Genomic DNA, 25,060 nt, shown 5'->3' with positions numbered 1-25,060 from the left:
CAAACTGATGTCTAATTTAATAGGGTTACTTGCAACAAGATTTCAGTATATTTATAATGTTTAATATTCAAAGTACGCAACAAAAGGGGGTTTTTTAAGTTTGGACGTTCACTTGCTAATTAAACTAATCATTTTAATCACTCTTTTATGCTTATCTGCATTTTTTTCATCGGCAGAAACCGCTCTCACCACTGTAAATAAAATAAAACTAAAAACCATGGTTGAGGACGGGGATAAAAAAGCTTCTAAAGTTCTAAATGTAGTGGACCGGCCTAAAAAAATGCTTTCTGCTATATTGATAGGAAACAATATAGTCAACTTGTCTGCTTCATCCCTTGCAACTACCCTTGCTATAGATATTTTTGGTAGCGTCGGTGCAGGTATAGCTACAGGTATTCTCACCTTGCTAATATTGATATTTGGTGAAATCACCCCTAAATCGCTGGCGGCAATTGATTCCACTAAACTGAGTTTGCGGTATGCGCCTATCATTGGTGGTTTAATGTGGATTTTGACCCCTGCTATAGAAATTGTTAATTTTCTTGCCGGTATATGTATCAGGCTTTTTGGCATAGATCCTGATTTCAAAGATGAAACAATCACCGAAGAAGAAATACGTACCATGGTTGATGTAAGCCATGAGTCCGGTGCCATAGAAGGTGATGAACGCACCATGATTCACAAGGTGTTTGATTTTTCAGATGCCTGCGCAAAGGAAGTCATGATCCCCCGAATCGATATGACCATGGTGGATTCAGACATTTCCTATGATGAACTGATTTCAGTGTTCAAGGAAAACATGTATACGCGACTTCCTGTTTGTGAACCTGATACTCAAAAAGTAATAGGTATAGTCAATATGAAAGACTTCCTTGGCATAAATCCGTCAGAGGATTTTTCGGTCATTAATTTTCTCAGAGAAGCCTACTACACTTATGAAATGAAAAATGTATCCGACCTTTTCGATGAAATGAGGAGCGAAGCTGCAACACTTTCTATCGTTTTGGATGAATATGGAGAACTCTCGGGTATGATTACCCTTGAGGATTTGCTCGAAGAAATAGTCGGTGAAATCCGCGATGAATATGACGATGATGAGGAAGACCCTGTTGTTCGACTTAGCGAGCGTGAATATCAAGTGCTTGGCTCTATGAATCTGGAAGATTTATGCGAACTCATTCCTTTAGGTTTTGAAAGTGATGACTATGATACTATAGGTGGATATATAGTCGGAGCTTTCGACCACTTCCCTGGTGTTGGCGAAACCTATGTTTCAGAAGATGGCACCATCATCAGAGTAATGGCCGTTGAAAAAAAACGTATTAAAAAGCTCCGCATTAAGCTACCGGCCCAAGCCATTGCATCACAACAGTCGTAATATTGATTATAAGTCCCAGACTGGCAGCCAGTTGATAGATATTTTCTATCCCTCTGGCAAAGGTCTGGGATATTTTTTTCTCGTATTTCTCAAAAATATCATTCCCGAGTCCAGTTCTACTATCTTCCACGCTGCATTCATAATCAATAATAATATACATTATTACCCCTATCGTATTTACAACTACGCATATCATAAGACACAATACTGATTGTATTCTAAAATAGATATATAGATTAATCATGAACGACAGAAGCATTTCGATAAAAGCCTGGTTCCTTCTCTTTTTTAGCTTTTTAAGCTGATCCTTCCAGTTTTGATCCCAGATTTCCACATCATTTAACAGGTAGTCTCTTGTACTTATAGAAATGATTGGAGCAATAAATGTTTTACCGCCACCAGGTTCATTAGACTCCATTCTTTTCATAAGATGTGTATGTATCTTTTTCATCGGCTCACATCCAATTTTTGAATAGATATACATGAATGATTTCTCTGTAGAATATCTCATGGATTGCAATAAAACAATCCTTAGCTTCCTGTCTTTTATAAAACTATAGTATAGTTCTCGGATAATATCCCCAGATTCCTGCTCCTGTGAGGCCAGCTCTAGCAAACGCTGCATATATTTCTTTTTAGCAATGTGTTCCTGCTTTAGAGTGATTCTGTGTAAAATAGACACAACTATAGCAATAAACTCTACAGAGCACCATAATATAATGCATAAAATAATAGTATTAAATTTCATAATTCTCCTGGGAGAAATAGTCGAAGTGACAAATGATAAATAAACAAAAAACGACACGCCTAAGCGTGCCGCTATAATAACATAAAACCTGTTTAAATGCAATTATTAAACTGTCTCTGGTTCTGGATAATCTACTCCGAAAGTCTCAACAGTTACCTTCTTCATCTTCTGCTCAGTTGTTGGACGGTCAGACCAGTCTGTGTCAACCTCAGCAATTTTGTTAACAACATCCATTCCCTCGATAACCTTACCGAAAGCTGCATAATCACCATCAAGGTGTGGGCTAGTCTTGTGCATGATGAAGAACTGGCTACCAGCTGAGTTTGGCATCATTGTACGTGCCATTGAAAGTACACCTGGCTCATGCTTAAGGTCGTTCTTGAAGCCATTGCTTGTGAACTCACCCTTGATAGAGTAGCCTGGGCCACCCATGCCTGTCCCATCTGGATCTCCACCCTGGAGCATAAATCCATTGATAACTCTGTGGAAGATTACTCCATCATAGAAATTGTGGTTGATAAGGCTGATAAAGTTGTTAACTGTGTTTGGAGCGATTTCAGGGTAAAGCTCTGCTTTCATGATATCGCCATTTTCCATTTCAATTGTAACTACAGGATTCTGTGCCATAATTAAATCTCCTTTTTTTAGTTTTTTGTGAGTAATTTAGTCCGCCTGTTACGTTCACAATCTGTGTATCTCTACGCTCAGCTTGGAATGCTTCGCTTAAGAGATACACAGATTGTGAACTACAGGCTCACTTAAGGGCTCTAAACTGTTCAATAATTCACGTTACAAAGATTTAAACTGTCTTTTCTACGTTTTCTAAGATTGATTTGGCGTCGGCCAAGTATTCGTTTTCAAGGTCGAAGATACGTCCTGCGTCAGCTGCCGATGCTAATGCTTTATCCATTGGCATTTTGCCTAAGACTGGAAGGCTAAGCTCTGCAGCCACTTCATCAATATGGCTCTCACCGAAGATTTCGATTTTCTTACCACAATCAGGACATTTAATATATGAATAGTTTTCAACAAGACCAACAACTGGAATATGCATCATATCCGCCATGTTGTATGCTTTTTTTACAATCATCTGAACCAATTCCTGTGGACTTGTAACAATGACAATACCATCTACAGGAAGAGACTGGAAGCATGTAAGTGGAACATCGCCAGTTCCTGGTGGCATATCAACAAAAAGATAATCGATATCGCCCCAAACTACATCTGTCCAGAACTGCTTTACAACACCTGCGATAACTGGGCCTCTCCATACAACTGGAGATTCCTCATCATCAAGAATAAGGTTGATTGACATGATTTTTGTGCCATCCTCTGCAACCTCAGGGAGCATCATGCCCTCTGCACTGGCTGCAGCAGGTCCATGTACACCAAACATCTTTGGAATAGATGGGCCAGTAATATCTGCATCAAGGATACCCACCTTATAACCAGCTCTAGCCATAACACCAGCGAGAGATGAGGTAACCATTGATTTACCAACACCACCCTTTCCGGAAACTACGCCGATTACGTGCTTTATATTTGAATTAGGATTAGGTGCTTCAAGAAATGAAGTATTTCTTACACCTGCTTTAGTAGCCTCATGAGAAGGACATCCTTCACAAGAGCCTCTTGAGCAGCTGCTTGCTGAAGCACAAGAACTATTTTCTGCCATTATTAGACCTCCTATTACTTTACATCTAGTTAAATAGTATATCACACTTTTCAAAAATACCTAGGTACATTTACGAAAACAAAGCATTTTGCTTTATTGTGAAAAAGTTATCAAGAAAATTATTAACAAGTTGTTAGAAGTATCAACTTGTCCACCAAGTTATCCACATTATCAACATGCATGTTAATAAGGTTGAGGATAACTTCATCTTTTTTCACATAACTACCACATTATTCAGACTACTTAAAAAAATACCCACAAAGTTATCCACATTTATCCACTTTATCCACCATGGTTGAAAAATCTTTTCATTTATTACATAATCATTCTGTAGAAAAATTAAGTAAGGAATTATTTATGACAGACACAAAAAAAATCTTATCTTTCGCCGTTGAATTGGGAGATATTCTTTTAAGAAACGGTGCCGAAGTCTATAGAGTTGAGGACTCTGTCCTGGCAATTCTTAATGCATATGATATCACCGATTGCGATGTATATGTGTTAAGCAATGGTATATTTGCCAGTGCAGATGAAACTACAGTCAACGCCAGTTCAATGATTAGACATGTACCTATGTATCCGATGCATCTAGGCCGCATAGCAGCACTGAACAGCCTCTGCCGTGAGGTTTGTGCAAAAAATATCTCCATTGATGATGCGACTAAACAACTAGAAAAATGCAAAAAACTGCCAGGCTACAATCTTCCAGTTATGATTCTTGCAACAGGAATCGGATGTGGAGGCTTCGCTTATCTGTTTGGAGGCACTCCTTTAGATGGAATTATGGCCACAGTAGTGGGATGCTTGCTTCGAGTATTTTTATATTTTGAAGCTAAAATGGCCAACTCTAAGACAGTTACAAATGTTTTGGCTAGTATCTTTATTGCAATTTTAGCTTTTTCAATGGCCGGCATAGGTATTCCTATTCATTCTGACAAGATAATAATAGGAAGCATAATGCCACTGGTTCCTGGTATTCCTCTCACTAATAGTATCAGAGATTTCATCAACGGTGATTATCTTTCTGGATCAATCCGCCTGATTGATGCACTTCTTACCGCTTTTTGTATTGCTGTTGGTGTTGGTATTGTCATTACCATCGTCCAAATCATAGGTGGAGGTGCGTTAGTCTAATGTATATCAATTTTATTATAGAATTTATTGTAAGTATGCTTGCCACGGTGGCTTTCGCTATAGTATTTTCAGCACCTAGAAAAGAACTGTTCTACTGCGGTATTTCTGGTGCTCTAGGTTGGATTTTTTATTCAATAATAAGTACACTCCTTGGAGCTCCTACTCTTGGAAATGTTGTTGGCTCATTTGTTTTGACTGTATTTTCCAGAACGCTTGCTGCCAAAAGAAAGAATCCCGTCACCGTTTACCTGATTTCTGGAATCTTTCCTTTGGTACCCGGCGCGGGAATCTACTACACATCATATTATTTAATTATGAATGATATGGCTCACTTCAGCCAATATGGTCTTGAAACTATAAAAACAGCTGGCGCAATTGTAATGGGAATCATCCTTGGAATGGCCTTCCCACAAAGCTGGTTTAATAGAGCTTTTGCACCTTACGATCATAAGTAATCAGGCCATTCACCTCATCCTCAATATCAGTAGCCTGAGTAAATATAGCCCCTGAAAGCCCCTCAGCTTCCAGGGACTTTATTTTTTCTACTACATCATCAAAAGCATCCTGCAAATCCTTGCCATGCTCATATTTCTTGTATCCATAAAGCACATCTCTTTTTACATGATTTCCCACTTTAAGCGAAAATCCTGCGTATTCCGAAATAACATAAGGTCTAGAAAAATGTTTTTTCACCCTTAAATCCTCAAAATAAATGTGCTCTGAGAATACATCACCACAATCCTCGTGAAACCAACCAGACGCTGCATCATAAGGTCTGCTACTGTCTATCTTTTTCGCATATTCCAGACATGTATTAGCATCAAACTGCCCCCATCCTTCATTAAAAAGGCACCATTGCCCTATGCAAGGAATACTTTGAAGCTGTTCTATGGTCTCCTTGCATTCCTTGTACCAGATTTCTTTTGATTTATCAGTATTGCGCCCTGTAAATCTAAGGAAAAGCTTATTTTTATCGTGAGCATTTCCAAATGGCCTAACCACCGTTGGTATATGACATATCATGTTCATGTCATATTTTGTACCGCCATTTACTATGTCCTGCCATACAATCATTCCAAGTCTGTCGCAGTGGAAATACCATCGTAGCGGCTCTATCTTGCAGTGTTTTCTGATGGTATTAAAACCAAGGCTTTTTATGGTTTCGATGTCAAAAATCATTGCATCGTCACTAGGAGGTGTCATCAGGCTCTCTGGATAATATCCCTGATCTAGCACTCCATGCATAAATGTAGGCACATGGTTCAAGGTAAGCCTTGGAATACCATTTTCATCCATTTCTACATCGAATTTCCTCATTGCAAAATAAGACGAGAATGTATCCTTGCCGTATTCAACATTGATAAAATATATATTAGGCTCTTCAGGAGTCCAAAGTTTATATTTTTTTAACTTTACATTGACATAAAGCTTGTCATCCTTGATTTGTTCGACTTTAACAGTTTTTATTAAATCCTGATTAGATGAAGTAATTTTCAGCTGTCCTCGTACCTCTGAAACCTTAAAAATAATATTAAGACAATTCTTATCAATGTCTGGTGTCATTCGAAAGCTCATAACATAGGCATTTGGAACCCATTCCATCCAGACAGTCTGCCAAATTCCACTTTGAGCACTATACCACATTCCACTAGGCTCTATTGATTGCTTGCCTCTGGCATAGCCAATTTTATCTGTGTAATCTCTAACCTTTACCTTAAGCTCATTGTCACCTTCAACAACGAAATCTGAAATGTCAAAACTAAAGGAGGTATAGCCACCTTCATGCATACCAATATTAATTCCATTTAAAAACACATGAGCAACCTGATCTACAGCACCAAAATGAATAATTAAGCGCTTCGATTTTTTGATGCTATCAATAGAAAAATGCTTTGTATATTCCAAGGTTTCATCAGACAGCAGCACATGTCTGTCTGTTCCTGAAAGAGCAGTCTCTGGAGAAAATGGAACTTCAATAGGTCCAGAAGATACCACCTGACCTTTTCCGCTGATGATACGATAATCCCACTTACCATTAAGATTTATATAAGATTCACGTTGCAACTGTGGTCTAGGATATTCCAGCAGACCTGTATACTTGAAATCTGTAGACAGTTCGTACCTTGCTGCATTTTTATCTGGTTTAGAAATAGCAGATAACATTTCCTTCCAATACATGTAAAAACCTCCCCGCCTATATATAAGTCAGACATTCTTGTCGCCTGTCGTCCACGAATAATCTTACATAATAACCCCAATTATATTAAATCCTTATTTCACTTTCCTTCTTTTTAACCCATTTACGGTAAATAATTATTAGGCATATGCTATGCACAGACAATGTCAACAACCAGCTTCCCGGATATGAAAAGAATAAAACATCCTGAGTATGATGTGTATGAAAATATGTAGCTATCCAAATCAATCTGGAAGCACATGCTCCAATTAATGAAACTACCATAGGTAGTGTTGAATTTCCTAATCCTCTAAGACCACCTGTCAGTGTATCCATGATTCCACATAAAAAGTAGAAACAGCATACCCAAAATAGACGTAAAGTACCTGCTACTATAGCATCTGCACTATCTGTATATATACCTAAAAGCTGTGGAGCAAAAGCATATGCCAGATTTCCCATAACAACACCTACTATTGTTACAATTCCAAGGGTTTCAAATATTACCTTGCGTACTCTCTTCTCATTGCCTGCTCCATAATTTTGTCCAACGAAAGTTACTGTTGTCTGAGATACCGAGTTCATTGAGATATATACAAATCCCTCGATGCTGGCTGCAGCTGAGGAGCCTGCGATTACAGCTGTACCGAAAGAATTAATTGCAGATTGAATAACTACATTTGATAACGAAAATACAGTACCTTGTATACCTGCCGGTAGTCCTATTTTTACTATCTTCTTCAATATCCTTTTATCTATTGCAATCTTTGATAATTCAAGCCTAAGACTATTACGCTGTTTCATAAGAAATGAAACCAGCATTCCGCAGGAAATATAATTTGATGTTACAGTGGCTATAGCTACACCTGCCACCCCTAACTTGAACACTATTACTAGAACAAGATTAAACAAAACATTTACTATACCTGCAATTGTCAAAAATATAAGTGGGTGCGATGTATCACCTGATGCTCTAAGTATTGCAGCAAGGAAGTTATAAAGCATAATGGCTGGCATTGCCAGAAAATATAATCTGACATATAAAGCGGCAAGACCTAGCACCTGATCAGGAGAACCCATAAGTTCAAGCATTGGTCTGGCACCAAATAAACCTATAAATATCAGAACAACGCCACATATCATTGAAAATGCTGTGCTGGTATGAACTGTTTTCTTGACATCTTCCTCATTGCCAGCGCCATAAAACTGGGCTGCACAAACATTGGCACCTACAGACATACCTATGAAAAGATTAGTCATGAGATTTATGAGAGAACCTGTAGAACCTACAGCAGCCAGGCTTGCCTCACCAGCAAAACGGCCCACAACAATTACATCAGCTGCATTAAATAGAAGTTGTAAGACACCTGATAAAATGATAGGTATAGTGAAAATTATTAATTTGCCCAGAAGCGGGCCATGTGTCATATCGAGTTTCTTTGTTTTCATATTATTAATTCTAACACTTTGACTAATATTAGTCACCTTATATACAAAACACAGAAGGCGAGTCCATACAGACTCGCCTTCATAAAATTAAAGAAAGAAATTATAGGAAAAATCTAATCTTTGGGAAGAATAGATATTGCCCCTTAAGAAATAAAATGTGATTAGTTCTTAGCAGCAAGCTCTGCCTTAAGAGCCTCTGTAAGAGCTGGAACGATCTTGTTAAGGTCGCCAACGATACCGTAATCAGCAACATCAAAGATAGGAGCTGACTCATCTTTGTTGATAGCGATGATGATATCTGACTCTTCCATACCTGCTGTATGCTGAATAGCACCAGAGATACCGATTGCGAAGTAAACGTTAGGACGAACTGTCTTACCTGTCTGACCTACCTGAAGATCCTTTGGCTTCCAGCCTGAATCTACAACTGCACGTGAACAAGAAACTGTACCACCAAGTACCTCTGCAAGATCCTCAAGAAGCTTGAAGTTCTCAGCGGAACCTACTCCACGACCACCAGATACAAGAATCTTTGCAGCCATGATATCTACTGTAGATGTTACGTTCTTAACGATGTTAAGAATCTCAACGAAACGGTTGTTTACTGTAAGCTCAGGGTTGAAGTTGATAACCTCAGCCTTTCTACCAGCCTCCTTAGGAAGCTTCTGCATAACACCTGGACGAACTGTAGCCATCTGTGGACGGTTGTCTGGGCATGCGATTGTAGCGATTGTATTTCCACCGAATGCTGGACGAGTCATAAGAAGCTGATTATGCTTCTGCTCCTGACCTTCTCTAGCCTGAAGTGGGAAATCACCAATCTCAAGTGATGTACAGTCAGCTGTAAGACCTGTCTTAACACGAGCTGAAACTGTAGGACCAAGATCACGACCGATAGCTGTTGCACCAACGAGCATGATTTCTGGCTTGTACTCATTAATATAAGCTGTAAGAGCCTGAGCATATGGCTCTGTACGATATGTTTCAAGTTCCTTGTTGTCGATAAGAACTACCTTATCAGCACCGTACTCGCCGAGCTTATCTGCAAGACCTGCAATATCATGACCAAGTACTACTGCTGTAACGTCTGTTCCTAAATCTGCTGCAAGCTCATGTGCCTTGCCAATAAGTTCGAAGGCAATTGAGCTAAGTTTATTATCAACCTGCTGAGCGAATATAGCTACGCCCTTGTATTCTTCTAATGACATTATGTTTGCCTCCTCTTATTATATTACATGCTTTTCTTTAAGCTTGTTTACGATATACTCAACTGATTCCTTAGGATCAAGAGTAACCTTCTCACCTGCGCCCTTACGAACCTTATCAGATGCCTTAGCAATCTTTGTTGGAGAACCAGCAAGACCGATGTTTGCATCATCAAGATCTGTAAGATCATCACGGCCCCATACAGTTACTTCTTTGTCATAAGCATCAAAGATTCCGCCTGGAGTCATGTAACGTGGCTCGTTAAGCTCTGAAAGAGCTGTGATAAGACAAGGCATCTGAGCCTTAACTTCATGATATCTATCTTCATACTGACGCTTAACGATTACGCTGTTGCCCTCAACCTTGATATCCTCTGCATAAGAGATAACAGGAAGTGCAAGATGCTCAGCGATCTGTGGACCAACCTGAGCTGTATCACCATCGATAGCCTGACGGCCTGTGATGATAAGGTCATAGTCGAGCTTCTTTACTGCAGCTGCAACTGTTGAAGATGTAGCCCAAGTATCAGCACCACCAAGACGTCTATCTGTAACAAGAACAGCCTCATCAGCACCCATAGCAAGTGCTTCGCGAAGCATATCATCAGCCTTTGGAAGACCCATTGTTACAACTGTAACCTTTGCACCATTCTGCTCCTTGATTCTAAGTGCAGCCTCAAGGCCTGCCTTATCATCTGGGTTCATAATAGCAAGCATGCTTGCTCTATCAAGAGTTCCATCTGGGTTAAACTTTACGCCGCCCTTTGTGTCAGGAACCTGTTTAATACATACTACGATATTCATGTATTTAATCTCCTTTTATTCACACGATAATAAACAATCTTATTTGAGCATTGCGCCAGAGATAACAAGTCTCTGAACCTCAGATGTTCCTTCGTAGATTTCTGTAATCTTAGCATCACGCATCATACGCTCAACATCATACTCTCTTGTGTAACCATAACCACCGTGAAGCTGTACAGCCTTTGTAGTTACAGCCATAGCTGCCTCAGCTGCGAAAAGCTTAGCCTCAGCTGCCTCGATAGAGTAGCTTGTCTTGTGATCAACCATATACTGATCCTTTGTGCATGCAGCCTTGTATACAAGATACTTAGCAGCATCCATACGAGCCTTCATATCAGCAAGCTGGAATGCAGTGTTCTGGAATGCAGCGATTGGACGACCAAACTGCTTTCTTTCCTTTACGAACTCGATTGTTGCATCGATTGAGCCTTCACCAATACCAAGTGCCTGAGCAGCAATACCAATACGTCCACCATCAAGTGTGTGCATAGCGATACCAAAGCCCTTTCCTCTAGGTCCAAGGATGTTCTCCTTTGGAATACGGCAATCCTGGAAGATAAGCTCATATGTAGAAGAAGCACGGATACCCATCTTCTTTTCCTTTGTACCAAATGTAAATCCAGGTGTTCCCTTCTCTACGATGAATGCTGAGAACTTCTTAGACTTACGTCCCTTAGCATCCTCAACGATGTCTGTAACAGCAAAGATGATATAGATATCAGCTTCCTTACCGTTTGTGATGAAGCACTTAGAACCGTTAAGTACCCAAGAATCTCCATCTTCTGTAGCCTTACACTGAGCACCCTGTGCATCTGTACCAGCGCCTGGCTCTGTAAGTGCGAAAGCACCAAGCTTCTTACCACTTGCAAGTGGAACTAAGAACTTCTGCTTCTGCTCTTCTGTACCATATGTAAGAATAGGATCGCAGCAAAGTGATGTATGTGCTGAAACGATAACACCTGTTGTACCGCAAACCTTTGAAAGTTCCTCTACGCACATGATGTATGTAAGAACATCGCATCCCTGTCCGCCGTACTCCTTTGGAATTGGAATACCCATGAAACCATATTTCATCATTTTCTCAACGTTCTCACGTGGGAAAACTTCTGTCTCATCAATTTCCTGAGCCATTGGCTTAACTTCATTCAAAGCAAACTCTCTGAATAACTGTCTAGCCATCTCATGCTTCTTATCTAATGTAAAATCCATGATCTGAATCTCCTTATATTGTTATAGAATCCATTGTCCGAAATTCATCATGCTCCCGCAAGCCATCTCCCATACTCTCGCTCCGGTGCAGTAGCTCCTCACTCGGCATGGGGCCCTCTTGCTCGCGCTTGCCAAGGTTATGAACAATGGATTCATTTAGTTCACATAAAAGCCTATATGGCTTTATTTACGAATTACTGAGCATCTACTGCTGTCTTTGTGCGGTCTGCGTTGTATACGTAGAATCCCTTACCAGACTTAACACCAAGGTTACCGCCACGAACCATCTTACGAAGGAGTGGGCAAGCACGATACTTGCTGTCACCTGTCTCGTTGTAAAGAACGTCCATGATAGCAAGGCAGATATCAAGACCGATGAAGTCACCGAGCTCAAGTGGTCCCATTGGGTGGTTAGCACCAAGCTTCATAGCAGCATCGATACCAGCGATATCAGAAACACCTTCCATCTTGATGAAAGCAGCTTCATTGATCATTGGGATAAGGATACGGTTTACTACGAAACCAGCAGCCTCGTTAACCTGTACAGGAGTCTTGTTGATTTCCTTAGAGATTTCAACGATTCTATCAACTGTTTCCTGTGGTGTGTTAACACCTGCGATAACTTCAACAAGCTTCATTCTATCAGCTGGGTTGAAGAAGTGCATACCAATCATTGGACGGTTAAGACCGTTACCAATCTCTGTGATTGAAAGTGAAGATGTGTTTGAAGCGAAGATGCACTCAGGCTTAGCGATTTCGTCAAGCTCCTTGAATGTTGTCTTCTTAACTTCCATATTTTCGAAAGCAGCCTCTACGATAAGGTCACAATCCTTGCAAAGGTCTTCCTTAAGACCTGGAGTGATCTTAGCGAGGATAGCATCAACTGCTGCCTGCTCCATTTTTCCTTTTTCAACAAGTCTTGCATATCCCTTAGCAATCTTGTCCTTTCCGCCTTCAGCCCATTCCTGCTTAATATCGCAAAGAGCTACTTCATAACCATCAACCATAGCAAATGCCTTAGCAATGCCCTGGCCCATTGTACCTGCGCCAATTACGCCTACCTTCATTTTAATTTCCTCCTAAATTTTTAGTCCGCGTCAGACAAAAATATATCTCTCGCTTGTTACGCTAACAAGTCTAATATTTCTACGCTCAGCAATGGAAAGCTTCGCTTAAGAAATACTAGCCTTGATAGCTACAAGCTATTTGAATATATTGAGCTGACGCTCACTTAAATTCTATATTTTCAGAATACTTATATCCTAATTTAAGTATGCTTATCGTCTTAACGATTAGCCTTCGTACTTCTCAACGATAGTAGCACATCCCATACCACCACCGATGCAAAGAGTAGCAAGACCCTTCTTGTACTCTGGGTTGTGAAGCATATCGTAGATAAGTGTTACAAGGATACGAGCACCAGAAGCTCCTACTGGGTGACCAAGTGCGATAGCACCACCGTTTGGATTGAGCTTGTTAAGGTCGAAGCCAAGCTCCTTACCAACTGCTACTGACTGAGCAGCGAATGCTTCGTTTGCTTCGTAAACATCAAGATCATCGATTGTAAGACCAGCCTTAGCAAGAGCCTTCTTTGTTGCAGGAACTGGACCAACACCCATGATTTCAGGAGCACATCCGCCAAGTGCACCAGCTACGAATGTAACGAGTGGCTTAACACCAAGCTCCTTAGCCTTCTCCTCTGACATAACAACGAGTGCTGCAGCACCATCGTTGATACCAGAAGCATTACCAGCTGTAACAACACCGTTTGGATATAAAGCCTTAAGCTTTGCAAGACCTTCCATTGTTGTACCAGCTCTTGGGCCTTCATCTGTATCGAAAAGGATTGTCTCCTTCTTCTTCTTAACTTCTACAGGAACGATTTCGTCCTTGAATGCACCAGCTTCGATAGCTGCACAAGCCTTGTTCTGAGAATTTACTGCGAACTCATCAAGCTCTTCTCTTGTAAGCTTCCACTGCTCAGCTACGTTATCAGCTGTCTTGATCATGTGGTAGTCATTGTATGCATCCCAAAGAGCATCCTTAACCATTGTATCAACTAAAGCCCCCTGGCTGTTTGAAGGCCATGTCATTCTGTAACCGAAACGTCCATTTGGAAGTGCAAATGGTGCTAAAGACATGTTTTCCATACCACCTGCAACAACAACATCAGCATCACCAGCAAGGATCATCTGAGCTGCCTGGTTTACACAGTTAAGACCTGAACCACATACAACGTTTGTAGTAACAGCTGTTGTCTCATTTGGAAGACCAGCCTTAATAGCTGCCTGACGAGCAACGTTCTGTCCTAAACCTGCCTGGATTACACAACCCATGTATACATGCTCTACGTCCTCTGGCTTGATACCAGCTCTCTTAACTGCTTCCTTGATTACAGTAGCACCTAAGTCAACTGCTGGAATTGCACTAAGTGATCCACCCATTGTGCCGATTGCTGTTCTACATGCACTAGCAATAACTACTTTTTTTCCCATGTTTCTTTCTCCTTTTGAAATAAGAAATACTTTTTTTGTTTTGGCGTGCCAAGGGATATTTTCATAACAAGCTCATTAAAAATATCGCAGTGTACATACTGCACAATTTCATTAAGCCGAAACTGTTAATTTTTTAACGAACCAAGCTAAAAAAAATAGTCCTCAAACCGCGCCCGATGGGAAAATATTAACATAGTTTCAACACAAATTCAAATAATTTTTTTGTCATATATTCCTTGTAATTATAAGTTTTCAGACACCTTAACCTCTATTTCATCAATTCTCATAATCCGCTTGTTAAATAATTATCAAAAAACATTGATTTTACGTTATGCCGGAAACTATCAGTATGCAACGCAGTTTCCGAATTGTATATTTTCCACAGAAAATTAAATGTAAATTCGCACATGAACTTTTAAAATATCTCCCATTACTGCTTTTTTGCCACAAAAAAACCTCTGGAAAACCAGAGGTTTTAAGTAGTCATATTATTAGCAATATCAGCTTAAATCCAATATATTTTCGAGCTACTAATTTAAAAATCTACAGTCATAAACCTATACGTGTAAAGATTATCACTCCAGCTACCTATTGCATCAGCTATAGATACAAAAAGCGTTCTGGAATTCAAGCCACCATACGCATCTCTTGAAAAGCAACCATTATGATTTCTTTCATGACCTGTATTCTCGTAACCTATCTGAGCTATTCTTTCCCAATGTGCACTTCCAAGGGCTTCAAGAGTTCCGTCCCATGGTGAACTATAAACAGATTGTTTAGATGAAATAAAATCAAGCTTTCCAGCAGGAAATGGATGGGTATCACAGGTCATATAAATCATTCCATCAGAAAAAGCAAAATCTGCATTGCTGATAAAATCGTAGCTGCAGGATATATGTGCTTTGCCAAGGCTTTGTATATTACCTAAATCCGAGCAATCAAGCTGCTCCACATAGGTTGTAGTTTTGGAAGCTGTGCCGCTTGTGTAGAATAAAAAAATGTTGCCATTATAATTGATGAGCGAAGGCTGTCCGACGCCCCAGTGTCCATCCCTGACTGCCGCCACTACGCGTCCAGTCTTTTTCCAGTCCACCAGATCATTAGACACAGCAAATCCCACTTCATTTGCTGTACAATCATAGGTTGCACAACCCAAGTATGCCATTAAATATCTATATGAGTCGCCCCCATAAGTAAAATTGCCCTCAATCACCGTTGGGTCACATACCTGAACTGAATCCCAAGCCCCCTTTGTTGTAGTGAGGACCCTTACTCCATTGTAACAAATACCGTCTTTTACCTCGCCTGGGGTTGCCTCGTTAGAGCAGTACAGAACGTTCCCCGCTATCGCCGTAGGACAGTATTTATACACACCTATTTTAGCCAAAGGTACTTCTTCATCGAGAATCCTTCGATTATGTTCATAGCCTGTTATTCCGCAAAATAAAACAAGGCCTAATACCGCACCGGCCTGTAAATAAGATGATAATCTTTTTTTTGTAAATAGCTTATTCCACATAGCATATACCTCCTTAATGCATGGAGGGGAAATATTAGTTCTTAAGAAAAGATTATCATGTGAAAGGGTTTTATAACGGAATTTCACAGTAGTTATATTAAAGTTTAACCATCTGTTAAAAGATTTTTAACAGAACTTTCAGAAACTAAATCTTGTGACCAAGTTTGTACACAAACACTTTATATAGTAAAAAAAAAGTCATGTGTCGCATTTGACACATGACTACATTTTTTATATCTTATAATTCTTTCTCAGCAAATTTTAATGCTGAATCGATTACAGCATCCATATCATAGTACTTGTACTCACCAAGTCTACCACCGAAGCGAACTTTCTCTTCCTTGTCAGCGAGCTCTTTATACTGCTCGTAAAGCTTTCCATTCTTTTCATCGTTTACTGGATAATAAGGCTCATCACCTGGCTTCCACTCTGAGCTGTACTCACGGCTGATGATAGTCTTAGGGATATCATTGCCCTCATCATCCTTGCCAAACTCAAACCACTTGTGCTCTATAATACGAGTCCATGGAGTCTCTGCATCTGTGTAATTTACGGCTGCATTACCCTGGAAGTTAGGCTTATCAAGTATCTCATTTTCAAATCTTACTGAACGATACTCTAAAGTTCCAAGCTTGAAATCATAGTATGCATCGATTGGGCCTGTGTAAATAACCTTATCAGCAAGAGCATCAAGCTCAGCCTTATTCTCTAAGTAGTCTGTATTAAGACGAACCTCGATACCATCAAGCATGTTCTCAACCATCTTTGTATATCCACCGACTGGAATCCCCTGGTAAAGGGCGTTGAAATAGTTGTTATCAAATGTAAGTCTTACAGGAAGTCTTTTAATGATAAATGCAGGAAGTTCTGTACATGGGCGTCCCCACTGCTTTTGAGTGTATCCTTTAATAAGCTTCTCATAGATGTCTGTACCAACCAGCGAGATAGCCTGCTCCTCAAGATTCTTTGGCTCTGTAATACCAGCTTCTTTCTTCTGCTCTTCAATCTTTGCTGCAGCTTCCTCAGGAGTCACTACTCCCCACATCTTATTGAAGGTGTACATATTGAATGGAAGCGAATAGAGTTCCCCCTTGTAGTTTGCTACGGGTGAGTTAGTGAAGCGATTGAATGTAGCGAATTTATTCACATAGTTCCATACATGCTCCATGTTAGTATGGAAAATATGAGCACCATATTTATGAACATGAATCCCTTCGATTTTTTCTGTATAAACGTTGCCGGCTATGTTAGGTCTTTTATCAATAACAAGTACCTTTTTGCCTGCATCTGTAGCCTGTCTGGCAAATACTGCACCAAACAAGCCTGAACCTACTATTAGATAATCATACATAGTTTTTCTCCCTTATCCAAATGTATATAATCTGTATTTAATAATTGCCTAATATTTCTTTTGATAGATTATATAATTGATATTATTTAAAAAATATTAATGATTTTATCATAATTATAATTTTTTAAATAGGCTTCAAAAAATATCTAAGCCTTTCAAGCTATTAATTAAAAATCTACAATCATAAACCTATATGTATAAAAGTTATGCTTTAAGAATATCCGCCAAACACAATTCATCTTTGTGAATTTTCGCTAATTCTTTATACTGCTTAATAGCATTAACTAACATGTTAATACCTTGAAAATACATGTTTATAAATTCAAAATTTTTAACATCTGGCATCTTTAAATTATTTATACAATAATCACTAGGCTTTATTATACTTTTATACTTTTGATAATCTTTATATTTACCTTCGTTAATAATTACCAGCATTTCAATTTCTGGTGCAGTGATGACGTTTATTACATCTACTTTATTTTTATAGGCGTTACTTAATTTAAAGTTCTCCCTTCTGGAATCAAGAATACGATAAACTGTTATTTCTTGCTTAAAACCTTTTCCCAAATACCTATCCTGAAATATCTTAGCGTTTCGACATTTCAAAACTTCTTCATCCAATAATTCTTCTCTAGAAAAAATCAGCCTATCTTCATCTAGAAGTTTATTGATAATTACTCTTTCTGCTGTCCCTTCGCAAATACATGCAATCAATTTACTACCATCCATATCTTATCCCTCCGAAATAGGGTTGTTGATAATTGCACGTTTTAAATTTATATATGACTCATAAGAAGGAACTGTCCCATCCAAGAAATCACTCTTAAATGCCTCACTCTTTTTAATATCATTTCTCTTAAGAATATTACTTAATTTTTGAATACTAATACCACCTCTATTTCTAACAATAAAGATACTATCATTTCGATCAAACTCATCAAGTAATTCAGAATAGTGAGTAGAAAATATTAACGTTCCACCATTAGGATTAACCCTTTTATTCATAAAAAATCTTATTAATGTTGCTACTATTTCACGATTAAAATGATTTTCCAACTCATCTACTAATAAATATCCACCCTCAGAAAATACAACCATCGCACTAATAAAGACATTAATTCCTTTTATCGTGCCTGATGACAAGTAGTTTTCAAACAACATAGGATTTGAAACTTTAATAGTTTCTTTTCCGTAAAACTTTAAAGCTGCCTCTCCGTTTTTCTTATTAAATTCTATTTTTTCAATACTAGGATCCAAAAAAGCTATTAATTCGTGTGGAAAATCGCCAATCAACTGCAAATAATTTCGGTTGGTTGTACTAATCAAATCATCCACATATATTTTAGAAAGTTTACTTAATGATATAGCAATACTTGCATCATCTTGAAGAAATTCTGCTGAATTGTCACGCTCTTTATATAAATCATTCTTTGTGAATTCAAGAATATCTCTTCTTGTTTTTATTTTTTTAGTATTCTTAATGAATAATTTTTCTTCTGCAATAATATATCTTGACTCAAGCTCATTTATAACTTCTTTTCTTATATTGGTAACAAGCTTACAAACTCCTACCTGATCGTTATAAAATATAGACTCTATAAAAACATTATCACTTCCTACGAGTATATCCCTGCTATCTATATTATTTATAGGCGCTCCATTTACAAGCCTAGTGATAAATGAAATTAGCTTTAATAACGACGTTTTTCCAGAGGCATTAATACCTACTATAGACAATACATTATTTGTATATATCTTTCCAAATGGATTAAACACCATTTCATTATTATCCGCTAATACTCTTTGCTCAGTATAGAAATCTATATCTACTTTATCCTTAAAAAGCATCAAACCTTCTGCAGATATTTTCAATAGTTTTACCATTTTTAATTACCTCCATATGGAAATAATACAATTTTCAAGAAAAAAGTTCAACAGTTTTAAACGTGTTTTACGTTTAAAACTGTTGAACTCAAAAAATATATCATTTTTTTAGTATTTTTAAACTAAAAAATCGATCTAAATATTTATTTCAATCTGTGTCTTATTTATACCTTATACTACATTTGGCTCTAATTTAAATTTATCTCTGATAGCCTTAAGATATTTTTCTTTATTACCAGAAGCAGCTAATATTGGAGCATAAGCATCTCTTCCGCTAATTCTATATAGCAGCTTGTGCTGACCATTCTCAGGCGAACCGAAAGCAGTAATATAATCCTTACAAAAATCCAAAATTCCTTGCTGTGTTTCTTTAATTCCCTCTAAATTATCATCGTAATCACCAAAATCATAACCTACAGCACCATTATCTAAGGACTTAAAACCTTTGAATTGCCTTGTAGGAGAACCTAGAATCAACTCCCAAAAAACATTATAGTCTTTTGCAGGGTCATGTTTTTTTAGCAAATCGCGGTTGAAACTCTGTGAATAGAGATAGGCATTCATCACACCTGACTGTAGGAACGTTTCTGTTTGATATGGCTCTACATTGTGAACTGTGTTTGTTCCAGCAATCATACCAATGATTTCACATGGAATATCCCACTTTTCATGACACAATCTACGAATTGCAATAGCACCACTTCCAGCCCAACCAATATCAACAAGCAACGCTTTTGTAACACCATCAAGTACATTTTTATAGTAGAGCTTTGCTGCCTTTTCTCTTTGCAGATATTGCTCATTAATTCTACCAAAGTTTTCCTCAATATATACTCGAAGAATTTCAACATTTTTATCTGTAAGTTCATCACTCAAATGAAGTTTTATTTTACGTCCTTCATTACCTATCAGCGGAACATCTTTGTCTACAATTGAATAACCTTCAATTTTATCAGCTAATTTCTCTAATTCCATTGATGATAAAATCTGCAAAATTGTATATTTTTGATTGATCTTGTGATATAGGAAACGTCTAAAATAGTCATTTTTATCCAAATCATACGTAAGAATAGTTGCCGCCTTTCTAGACCAATATACATACTGGATTTTATCGGAAAGGGTTTCCTCAGGATACATAATTTCATACACTTGCTTTAATGTATCTCCATCCCTAGAGAGAAACAAAATCTTATCTATATTATGAAGTCTTGCATATTCATGAATATACGCACAATATCCTATGGAAAACAGACCACCGTAAATATAACCATACTCGTATTCCATTGAAGTCGTTTTTTTATCTACTCCAGAATATATGCGATTATTAACTACACCTCTATATGCTCCTCCAATAATTGGAGACATGTCGTAGGTTCTGTACAGAAGAGCAGCTCTATTTACGTTAGGATAATACAATGTATTAAAGCCATGTTTTTCAGCCATCTTAATATCGCTATGTACATTATCTCCAACGTGAATATAGCTAAGCTCATTCCCCATTTTGTTTTTTACTACATCATAAAGTCGACCATCACTCTTGCTCTTATGATATTCATTTGAAACAAAAATGTACTCATATCCATCATATCCATTTTTTTTGAGCATCTTTACAAGAAAATCCTTTGTCAGATACATATCAGATGTGATAACTATACGCTTACCTCTAGCCTGAAGTTCTTTGAAAACTTGTAACATAAATGGATTAGCATAGCAAAGCTCATACTCCAATTCTTCTTCAATAGCCTTGCCTTTTACCGCATCAATTCCAGTGATATCTGACATACGACTCCAGATGTCGTTAATGTCTACCTCGTAGTCAATTTGTTGTTTTTTTACACTTTGCTTCTTTTTTTTGTTTTTGATTTTTTGACTCTCTGCTCTGATTAATCTAGCTTCAAACTCGGCACGTGCTCTTAAATCCTTAAAATTTAAGAAATCTAGTTTACAACCAATTAGGTAAAATAAATCCGCAGGTTCAGAAAAAGGTCTAAAAATCAAAGTATCAAAAATATCAAAAGAAACAACATCAAAACCTAGAAGTTTTTCAACAAATCTGTCTACACAAACATCCGGATATTCTTTTTTAAAATGCGCCATCTCTGATATTCTAGACTCAATATTTTTGTACTCATACACATCGGTTTTATCATCCTTGCCAAGCGAATGCATAAATAAACAATAGTATGCACAGTTAAGCCACAAGAGATAAACCCACGATAGCATCCTGATTATTCCCGTAGAATTGTCATGAAAAGCATGATAGCGCTTTCTTATTCCAATATGTTTATTTACTAAAAAGTTATAAATTTTTAATCTCATTTTCTCTTTAAAAAACTCCCATCATTCGATGGGAGATATTAATTATTTGTTATCAGAATTTAATAGTTTCTCAAATTCTTCCATATTCATATTAGCACGTTTAACTGCTTCCTCCGTACTAATAGGACCATCCTTATCTTTCCTAGGCAAACTAATCACTCATTAACTCTGCCATTTCTCTGTCAATCTGAGTAAAAGCAATGTCTCCTGATACAGTTCTTTAATTTAAAGCCAGCATTTCCAAAAAAGGTTGGGCTATCATATTTTATTCTTTTCTTGTATATAGATTCAACTAATAAGCGGAACTTTACTGGTACTCTTCTTACAATTCTTTCTCAGCAAATTTTAATGCTGAATCAATTACTGCATCCATATCGTAGTACTTATACTCACCAAGTCTACCACCGAAGAGAACTTTCTCTTCCTTATCAGCGAGCTCTTTATACTGCTCGTAAAGCTTTCCATTCTTCTCATCGTTTACTGGGTAGTACGGCTCATCACCAGGCTTCCACTCAGAACTGTACTCACGGCTGATGATGGTCTTAGGAATGTCATTACCCTCATCATCCTTGCCAAACTCAAACCACTTGTGCTCAATAATACGAGTCCATGGTGTCTCTGCATCTGTGTAATTTACAGCTGCGTTGCCCTGGAAGTTTGGCTTATCAAGTGTTTCATTTTCAAATCTTACTGAACGATACTCCAAAGTTCCAAGCTTAAAGTCATAGTATGCATCGATTGGACCTGTGTAAACAACTTTATCAGCAAGAGCATCAAGCTCAGCCTTATTCTCTAAGTAGTCTGTATTAAGGCGAACCTCAATACCATCTAGCATGTTCTCCACCATTTTTGTATATCCACCTACTGGAATCCCCTGGTAAAGCGCATTGAAATAGTTGTTATCAAATGTAAGTCTTACAGGAAGTCTCTTAATAATAAACGCAGGAAGCTCCGTACATGGACGCCCCCACTGCTTCTGAGTGTATCCCTTAATCAGCTTCTCATAAATATCTGTACCGACAAGTGAGATAGCCTGCTCCTCAAGATTCTTTGGTTCTGTAATACCTGCTTCTTTTTTCTGCTCCTCAATCTTTTTGACAGCTTCCTCAGGAGTTACAACTCCCCACATCTTATTAAAGGTATACATGTTAAATGGAAGAGAATAAAGCTCGCCCTTGTAATTTGCTACAGGTGAATTAGTGAAGCGATTGAATGTGGCGAATTTATTGACATAGTTCCATACGTGCTCCATGTTGGTATGGAAAATATGAGCACCATATTTGTGGACATGAATCCCTTCGATTTTTTCTGTATAAACGTTGCCGGCTATATTAGGTCTTTTATCAATAACAAGTACCTTCTTTCCTGCATCTGTTGCCTGTCTTGCAAATACGGCTCCAAAAAGACCTGAACCGACAATTAGATAATCATACATAGTCTCATCTCCCATTTTCTAATTATTTATTTTCTGTTTCAATTTAGCAACTTCTTTTTCCAATAGCTGCACACGCTTAAATAAGGTTGTAATCGGTTTTTCTGGCTTAACCGGTCTCTCGATTGCATCGATAAGCCATGTCTTACCCCGATTAATCTCATAAGATAGCTTTTCATTTACAACTGTATAATCGATATCAGGCATTTCTGCATAATCATTAACTCCCTCGTGTGGAAGAGTAATGATTCTGTTGTTTACTCCAAGTAAATTACCGACAGTTGTAAATCTATCTAAACCTCTTGCAACATTTCCAACTGCCACATAATTTCTATTATATTTTATCGCAAGACAAACACCATGATGAGAATCTGTAAACATATATTCGCATTTACGAATTGCATTCACAAAATCTTCGACTGATGCATTATCAATAATTCTTCCTACTGTCCACTTGTCACGCGTATATTTCGCCTCTCGCATTCCAAGAATTGTAATTACCTCAAGATTTCGCTCGGCTGCAATTCTTTCTGCAATCTTAATCTTTTCATCATTCGGATCAAGTACGTAACAAAACAGATATTTTTCTGGAAGATCCTTTAAAGATGATTGTTCTGCAATTTCATCATATACACTTGTATCTATCCAAAAAATAGGATCTATTATCTGCTGAGCTTCTACTCCAAACACTTCACGGCAAATATCAACACCACTTGTCTCTCTGACACTTACAGCATCAAAACTATCAAGTAATACTGATGCTTCCATTATCATATTTGGATCCTTGGAATATCTTCCAACTCCAAATGAAGGTGCACATGCAATCTTCTTCTTTCCCTGAGCTACAAAATCAAGGAAGAATGTATGTCCTACAAGCTTTGTTGTAGATTCTCTCCACATTTGGTCAGAACCTAACATAAATGCATCACAAAAATGATTCATTTCATGCATATGATTTTTATCTCTCTTTTTCGCAATATGGAAATGTTTTCCAATAAAGGCCTCTACATATTTTGTATCATCATCCCAAGGTGTTCCATCCAGCTTTGGAATTGGAATGAAAATAGATGCCTTACCCATGTTTTCTAACTGCTTTGCTAATGCATAGTAAGTCAAAGCACTTCCGTAGTTAGATGCAAACCACCATCCAACAATACCAAAATCCCATCTTCTTCCACGACCATACCATAATGCATTGTGGTAACCCATCTCATCTAAATGTGAAAAGAAGAATTTTCTTGCTGGGCTCTGCTTCTGTGAATAATTAATATTTCCATTGTACTTTCTGATTTCTTCCAATGGAATCTCTTCACATAGTGTTACAAGATTCTTCAACTCTTTCTGAATACGGTTGAAAACAGTTTCTCCTTTTTCAGTGTTTACAAGTACTAACGATGTACCAATGCCATCATTGTAATCTTTATTTATACGTGAAACCTGCCAAGCATCACCCATAGTGATATCAGCAATTCGTTCTGCACAAGCATAAGCACAGTGATCACAGTTATCACGATTGATAACACCCTCAAGGAATCCGTTATACCAAAAACATTCACGATGTGCCTGCTTCTTTACAGTTCCATCCTTAAAATATGCCACAGCCGATGATGACCACTTGTAATAATTCTTATCTCTAAAATCAAATTTTTTGAGTTCTTTTCCCTCTGTGAATTCATCTAGCCAAGATTCATATGCTTTTACAGAATTAGCCCCATGGCAAACACAATCAACCAATAGGAGATTATCATAGTCTTTACCTAAATAAGCTCTAAAGCCTGCTAACTGGCATGGAGTACCAGTATAAAGAACCTGACGACCAGCATCTAATAACTCCTTTGCTTCCTTGTATGTATCCTTTGTCTCGCAGAATACATATTTAGAACCTCTCATTGGTGCAATATCCTCGATAGACTCAGCTTTTGTCATATAGACACTTCTGTAATCATCAGCATATACAGCTCCAAATACTACTCCCCCCTGGCCAATAACATATGTAGCCAATAAAGAAAATAAACCGCCTGAAGAACTTACTTCTCTAATTTGCTGCGATGCCATAAATGCATACGCCTTAGGAGTAGGATATTTTTCAATAGGGTGAACTACCTGGCATGACTTTGAACACTGTCCACAGTTGATACAGGCATCTGTCACTAGTGGATATAAAAATCCATCAGCATCATATTCGAGCTTGATAGCATCTACAGGACATGCAACTTTACATGCTCCACATCCAGTACAGTCCACTCTATTAACATTAATTATTGATTTATCCATTTATT

At 38.0% G+C, this 25,060-nt stretch carries 20 protein-coding genes; 3 read left to right on the top strand and 17 right to left on the bottom strand.

All coding sequences use genetic code 11. The features are described from left to right. Positions 1-100: 100 nt before the first annotated feature. Positions 101-1,378 carry an HlyC/CorC family transporter gene (locus BLV53_RS06300; RefSeq protein WP_090298724.1) on the top strand — a complete coding sequence of 426 codons (1,278 nt, stop codon included), beginning with the start codon at positions 101-103 and terminating at the stop codon, positions 1,376-1,378. On the opposite strand, the gene BLV53_RS06295 is transcribed toward BLV53_RS06300, so the two are convergent. The 3 genes from BLV53_RS06295 to BLV53_RS06285 form a co-directional block, all read right to left on the bottom strand. Then, a complete protein-coding gene (locus tag BLV53_RS06295; RefSeq protein ID WP_090298721.1) occupies positions 1,338-2,126 on the bottom strand; it encodes a hypothetical protein in 789 nt (262 codons plus the stop codon). The genes BLV53_RS06300 and BLV53_RS06295 overlap by 41 nt on opposite strands. A gap of 105 nt (positions 2,127-2,231) precedes the next feature. Continuing rightward, complete coding sequence (locus tag BLV53_RS06290) at positions 2,232-2,753, bottom strand: peptidylprolyl isomerase (RefSeq protein WP_090298718.1); 522 nt, start codon at positions 2,751-2,753, stop codon at positions 2,232-2,234. 172 nt (positions 2,754-2,925) lie between these two features. Further along, entirely contained in the window at positions 2,926-3,801 is an 876-nt protein-coding gene (locus BLV53_RS06285) for an Mrp/NBP35 family ATP-binding protein (protein ID WP_090298714.1), read from the bottom strand. 357 nt (positions 3,802-4,158) lie between these two features. Here BLV53_RS06285 and BLV53_RS06280 point away from each other — a divergent pair, with 357 nt between their 5' ends. Further along, the gene (locus BLV53_RS06280) at positions 4,159-4,935 is read left to right on the top strand and encodes a threonine/serine exporter family protein (protein ID WP_090298712.1); all 777 of its coding nucleotides are present in this window, start codon (positions 4,159-4,161) and stop codon (positions 4,933-4,935) included. Further along, positions 4,935-5,390 (top strand): threonine/serine exporter family protein, encoded by a 456-nt coding sequence (locus BLV53_RS06275; protein ID WP_090298709.1) that lies wholly within the window; start codon positions 4,935-4,937, stop codon positions 5,388-5,390. The genes BLV53_RS06280 and BLV53_RS06275 overlap by 1 nt, the downstream gene beginning before the upstream one ends. Here BLV53_RS06275 and BLV53_RS06270 read toward each other — a convergent pair. From BLV53_RS06270 to BLV53_RS06205, 14 genes are all read right to left on the bottom strand, one after another. Further along, positions 5,356-7,113: a glycoside hydrolase family 2 protein gene (locus BLV53_RS06270; protein ID WP_090298706.1), complete on the bottom strand. Its 1,758-nt coding sequence runs from the start codon at positions 7,111-7,113 to the stop codon at positions 5,356-5,358. The genes BLV53_RS06275 and BLV53_RS06270 overlap by 35 nt on opposite strands. An 85-nt stretch (positions 7,114-7,198) precedes the next feature. Next, positions 7,199-8,560: an MATE family efflux transporter gene (locus BLV53_RS06265; protein WP_090298703.1), complete on the bottom strand. Its 1,362-nt coding sequence runs from the start codon at positions 8,558-8,560 to the stop codon at positions 7,199-7,201. Positions 8,561-8,721: 161 nt separating this feature from the next. After that, the gene (locus BLV53_RS06260) at positions 8,722-9,768 is read right to left on the bottom strand and encodes an electron transfer flavoprotein subunit alpha/FixB family protein (protein ID WP_090298700.1); all 1,047 of its coding nucleotides are present in this window, start codon (positions 9,766-9,768) and stop codon (positions 8,722-8,724) included. A gap of 18 nt (positions 9,769-9,786) precedes the next feature. After that, positions 9,787-10,569 (bottom strand): electron transfer flavoprotein subunit beta/FixA family protein, encoded by a 783-nt coding sequence (locus tag BLV53_RS06255; RefSeq protein WP_090298697.1) that lies wholly within the window; start codon positions 10,567-10,569, stop codon positions 9,787-9,789. A gap of 39 nt (positions 10,570-10,608) precedes the next feature. Then, positions 10,609-11,778 carry an acyl-CoA dehydrogenase gene (locus BLV53_RS06250; protein WP_090298693.1) on the bottom strand — a complete coding sequence of 390 codons (1,170 nt, stop codon included), beginning with the start codon at positions 11,776-11,778 and terminating at the stop codon, positions 10,609-10,611. A 194-nt stretch (positions 11,779-11,972) separates the two neighbouring features. Then, positions 11,973-12,845 (bottom strand): 3-hydroxyacyl-CoA dehydrogenase family protein, encoded by an 873-nt coding sequence (locus tag BLV53_RS06245; protein ID WP_090298690.1) that lies wholly within the window; start codon positions 12,843-12,845, stop codon positions 11,973-11,975. Positions 12,846-13,070: 225 nt separating this feature from the next. Beyond that, on the bottom strand, positions 13,071-14,273 hold the full coding sequence (locus tag BLV53_RS06240; RefSeq protein ID WP_090298687.1) for an acetyl-CoA C-acetyltransferase: 1,203 nt from the start codon (positions 14,271-14,273) through the stop codon (positions 13,071-13,073). 535 nt (positions 14,274-14,808) lie between these two features. Then, a complete protein-coding gene (locus tag BLV53_RS06235; protein ID WP_090298685.1) occupies positions 14,809-15,792 on the bottom strand; it encodes a glycoside hydrolase family protein in 984 nt (327 codons plus the stop codon). A gap of 238 nt (positions 15,793-16,030) precedes the next feature. Then, positions 16,031-17,143, bottom strand: a complete 1,113-nt coding sequence (glf, locus tag BLV53_RS06230) for a UDP-galactopyranose mutase (RefSeq protein ID WP_090298683.1) — start codon at positions 17,141-17,143, stop codon at positions 16,031-16,033. A gap of 204 nt (positions 17,144-17,347) precedes the next feature. Continuing rightward, positions 17,348-17,875 carry a hypothetical protein gene (locus BLV53_RS06225; RefSeq protein ID WP_090298680.1) on the bottom strand — a complete coding sequence of 176 codons (528 nt, stop codon included), beginning with the start codon at positions 17,873-17,875 and terminating at the stop codon, positions 17,348-17,350. 3 nt (positions 17,876-17,878) lie between these two features. Beyond that, on the bottom strand, positions 17,879-19,030 hold the full coding sequence (locus BLV53_RS06220; RefSeq protein WP_090298677.1) for an AAA family ATPase: 1,152 nt from the start codon (positions 19,028-19,030) through the stop codon (positions 17,879-17,881). A gap of 171 nt (positions 19,031-19,201) precedes the next feature. Next, a complete protein-coding gene (locus BLV53_RS06215; protein WP_090298672.1) occupies positions 19,202-21,349 on the bottom strand; it encodes an HAD-IA family hydrolase in 2,148 nt (715 codons plus the stop codon). Positions 21,350-21,671: 322 nt separating this feature from the next. Further along, a complete protein-coding gene (gene glf / locus BLV53_RS06210) occupies positions 21,672-22,784 on the bottom strand; it encodes a UDP-galactopyranose mutase (protein WP_090298669.1) in 1,113 nt (370 codons plus the stop codon). An 18-nt stretch (positions 22,785-22,802) separates the two neighbouring features. Beyond that, on the bottom strand, positions 22,803-25,055 hold the full coding sequence (locus tag BLV53_RS06205) for a polysaccharide pyruvyl transferase family protein (protein WP_090298666.1): 2,253 nt from the start codon (positions 25,053-25,055) through the stop codon (positions 22,803-22,805). Positions 25,056-25,060 lie beyond the last annotated feature (5 nt).

The sequence above is a fragment of the Pseudobutyrivibrio sp. ACV-2 genome (assembly GCF_900107545.1).
GTDB lineage: Bacteria > Bacillota > Clostridia > Lachnospirales > Lachnospiraceae > Pseudobutyrivibrio.
This window is presented reverse-complemented; position numbering and strand designations above follow the sequence as displayed.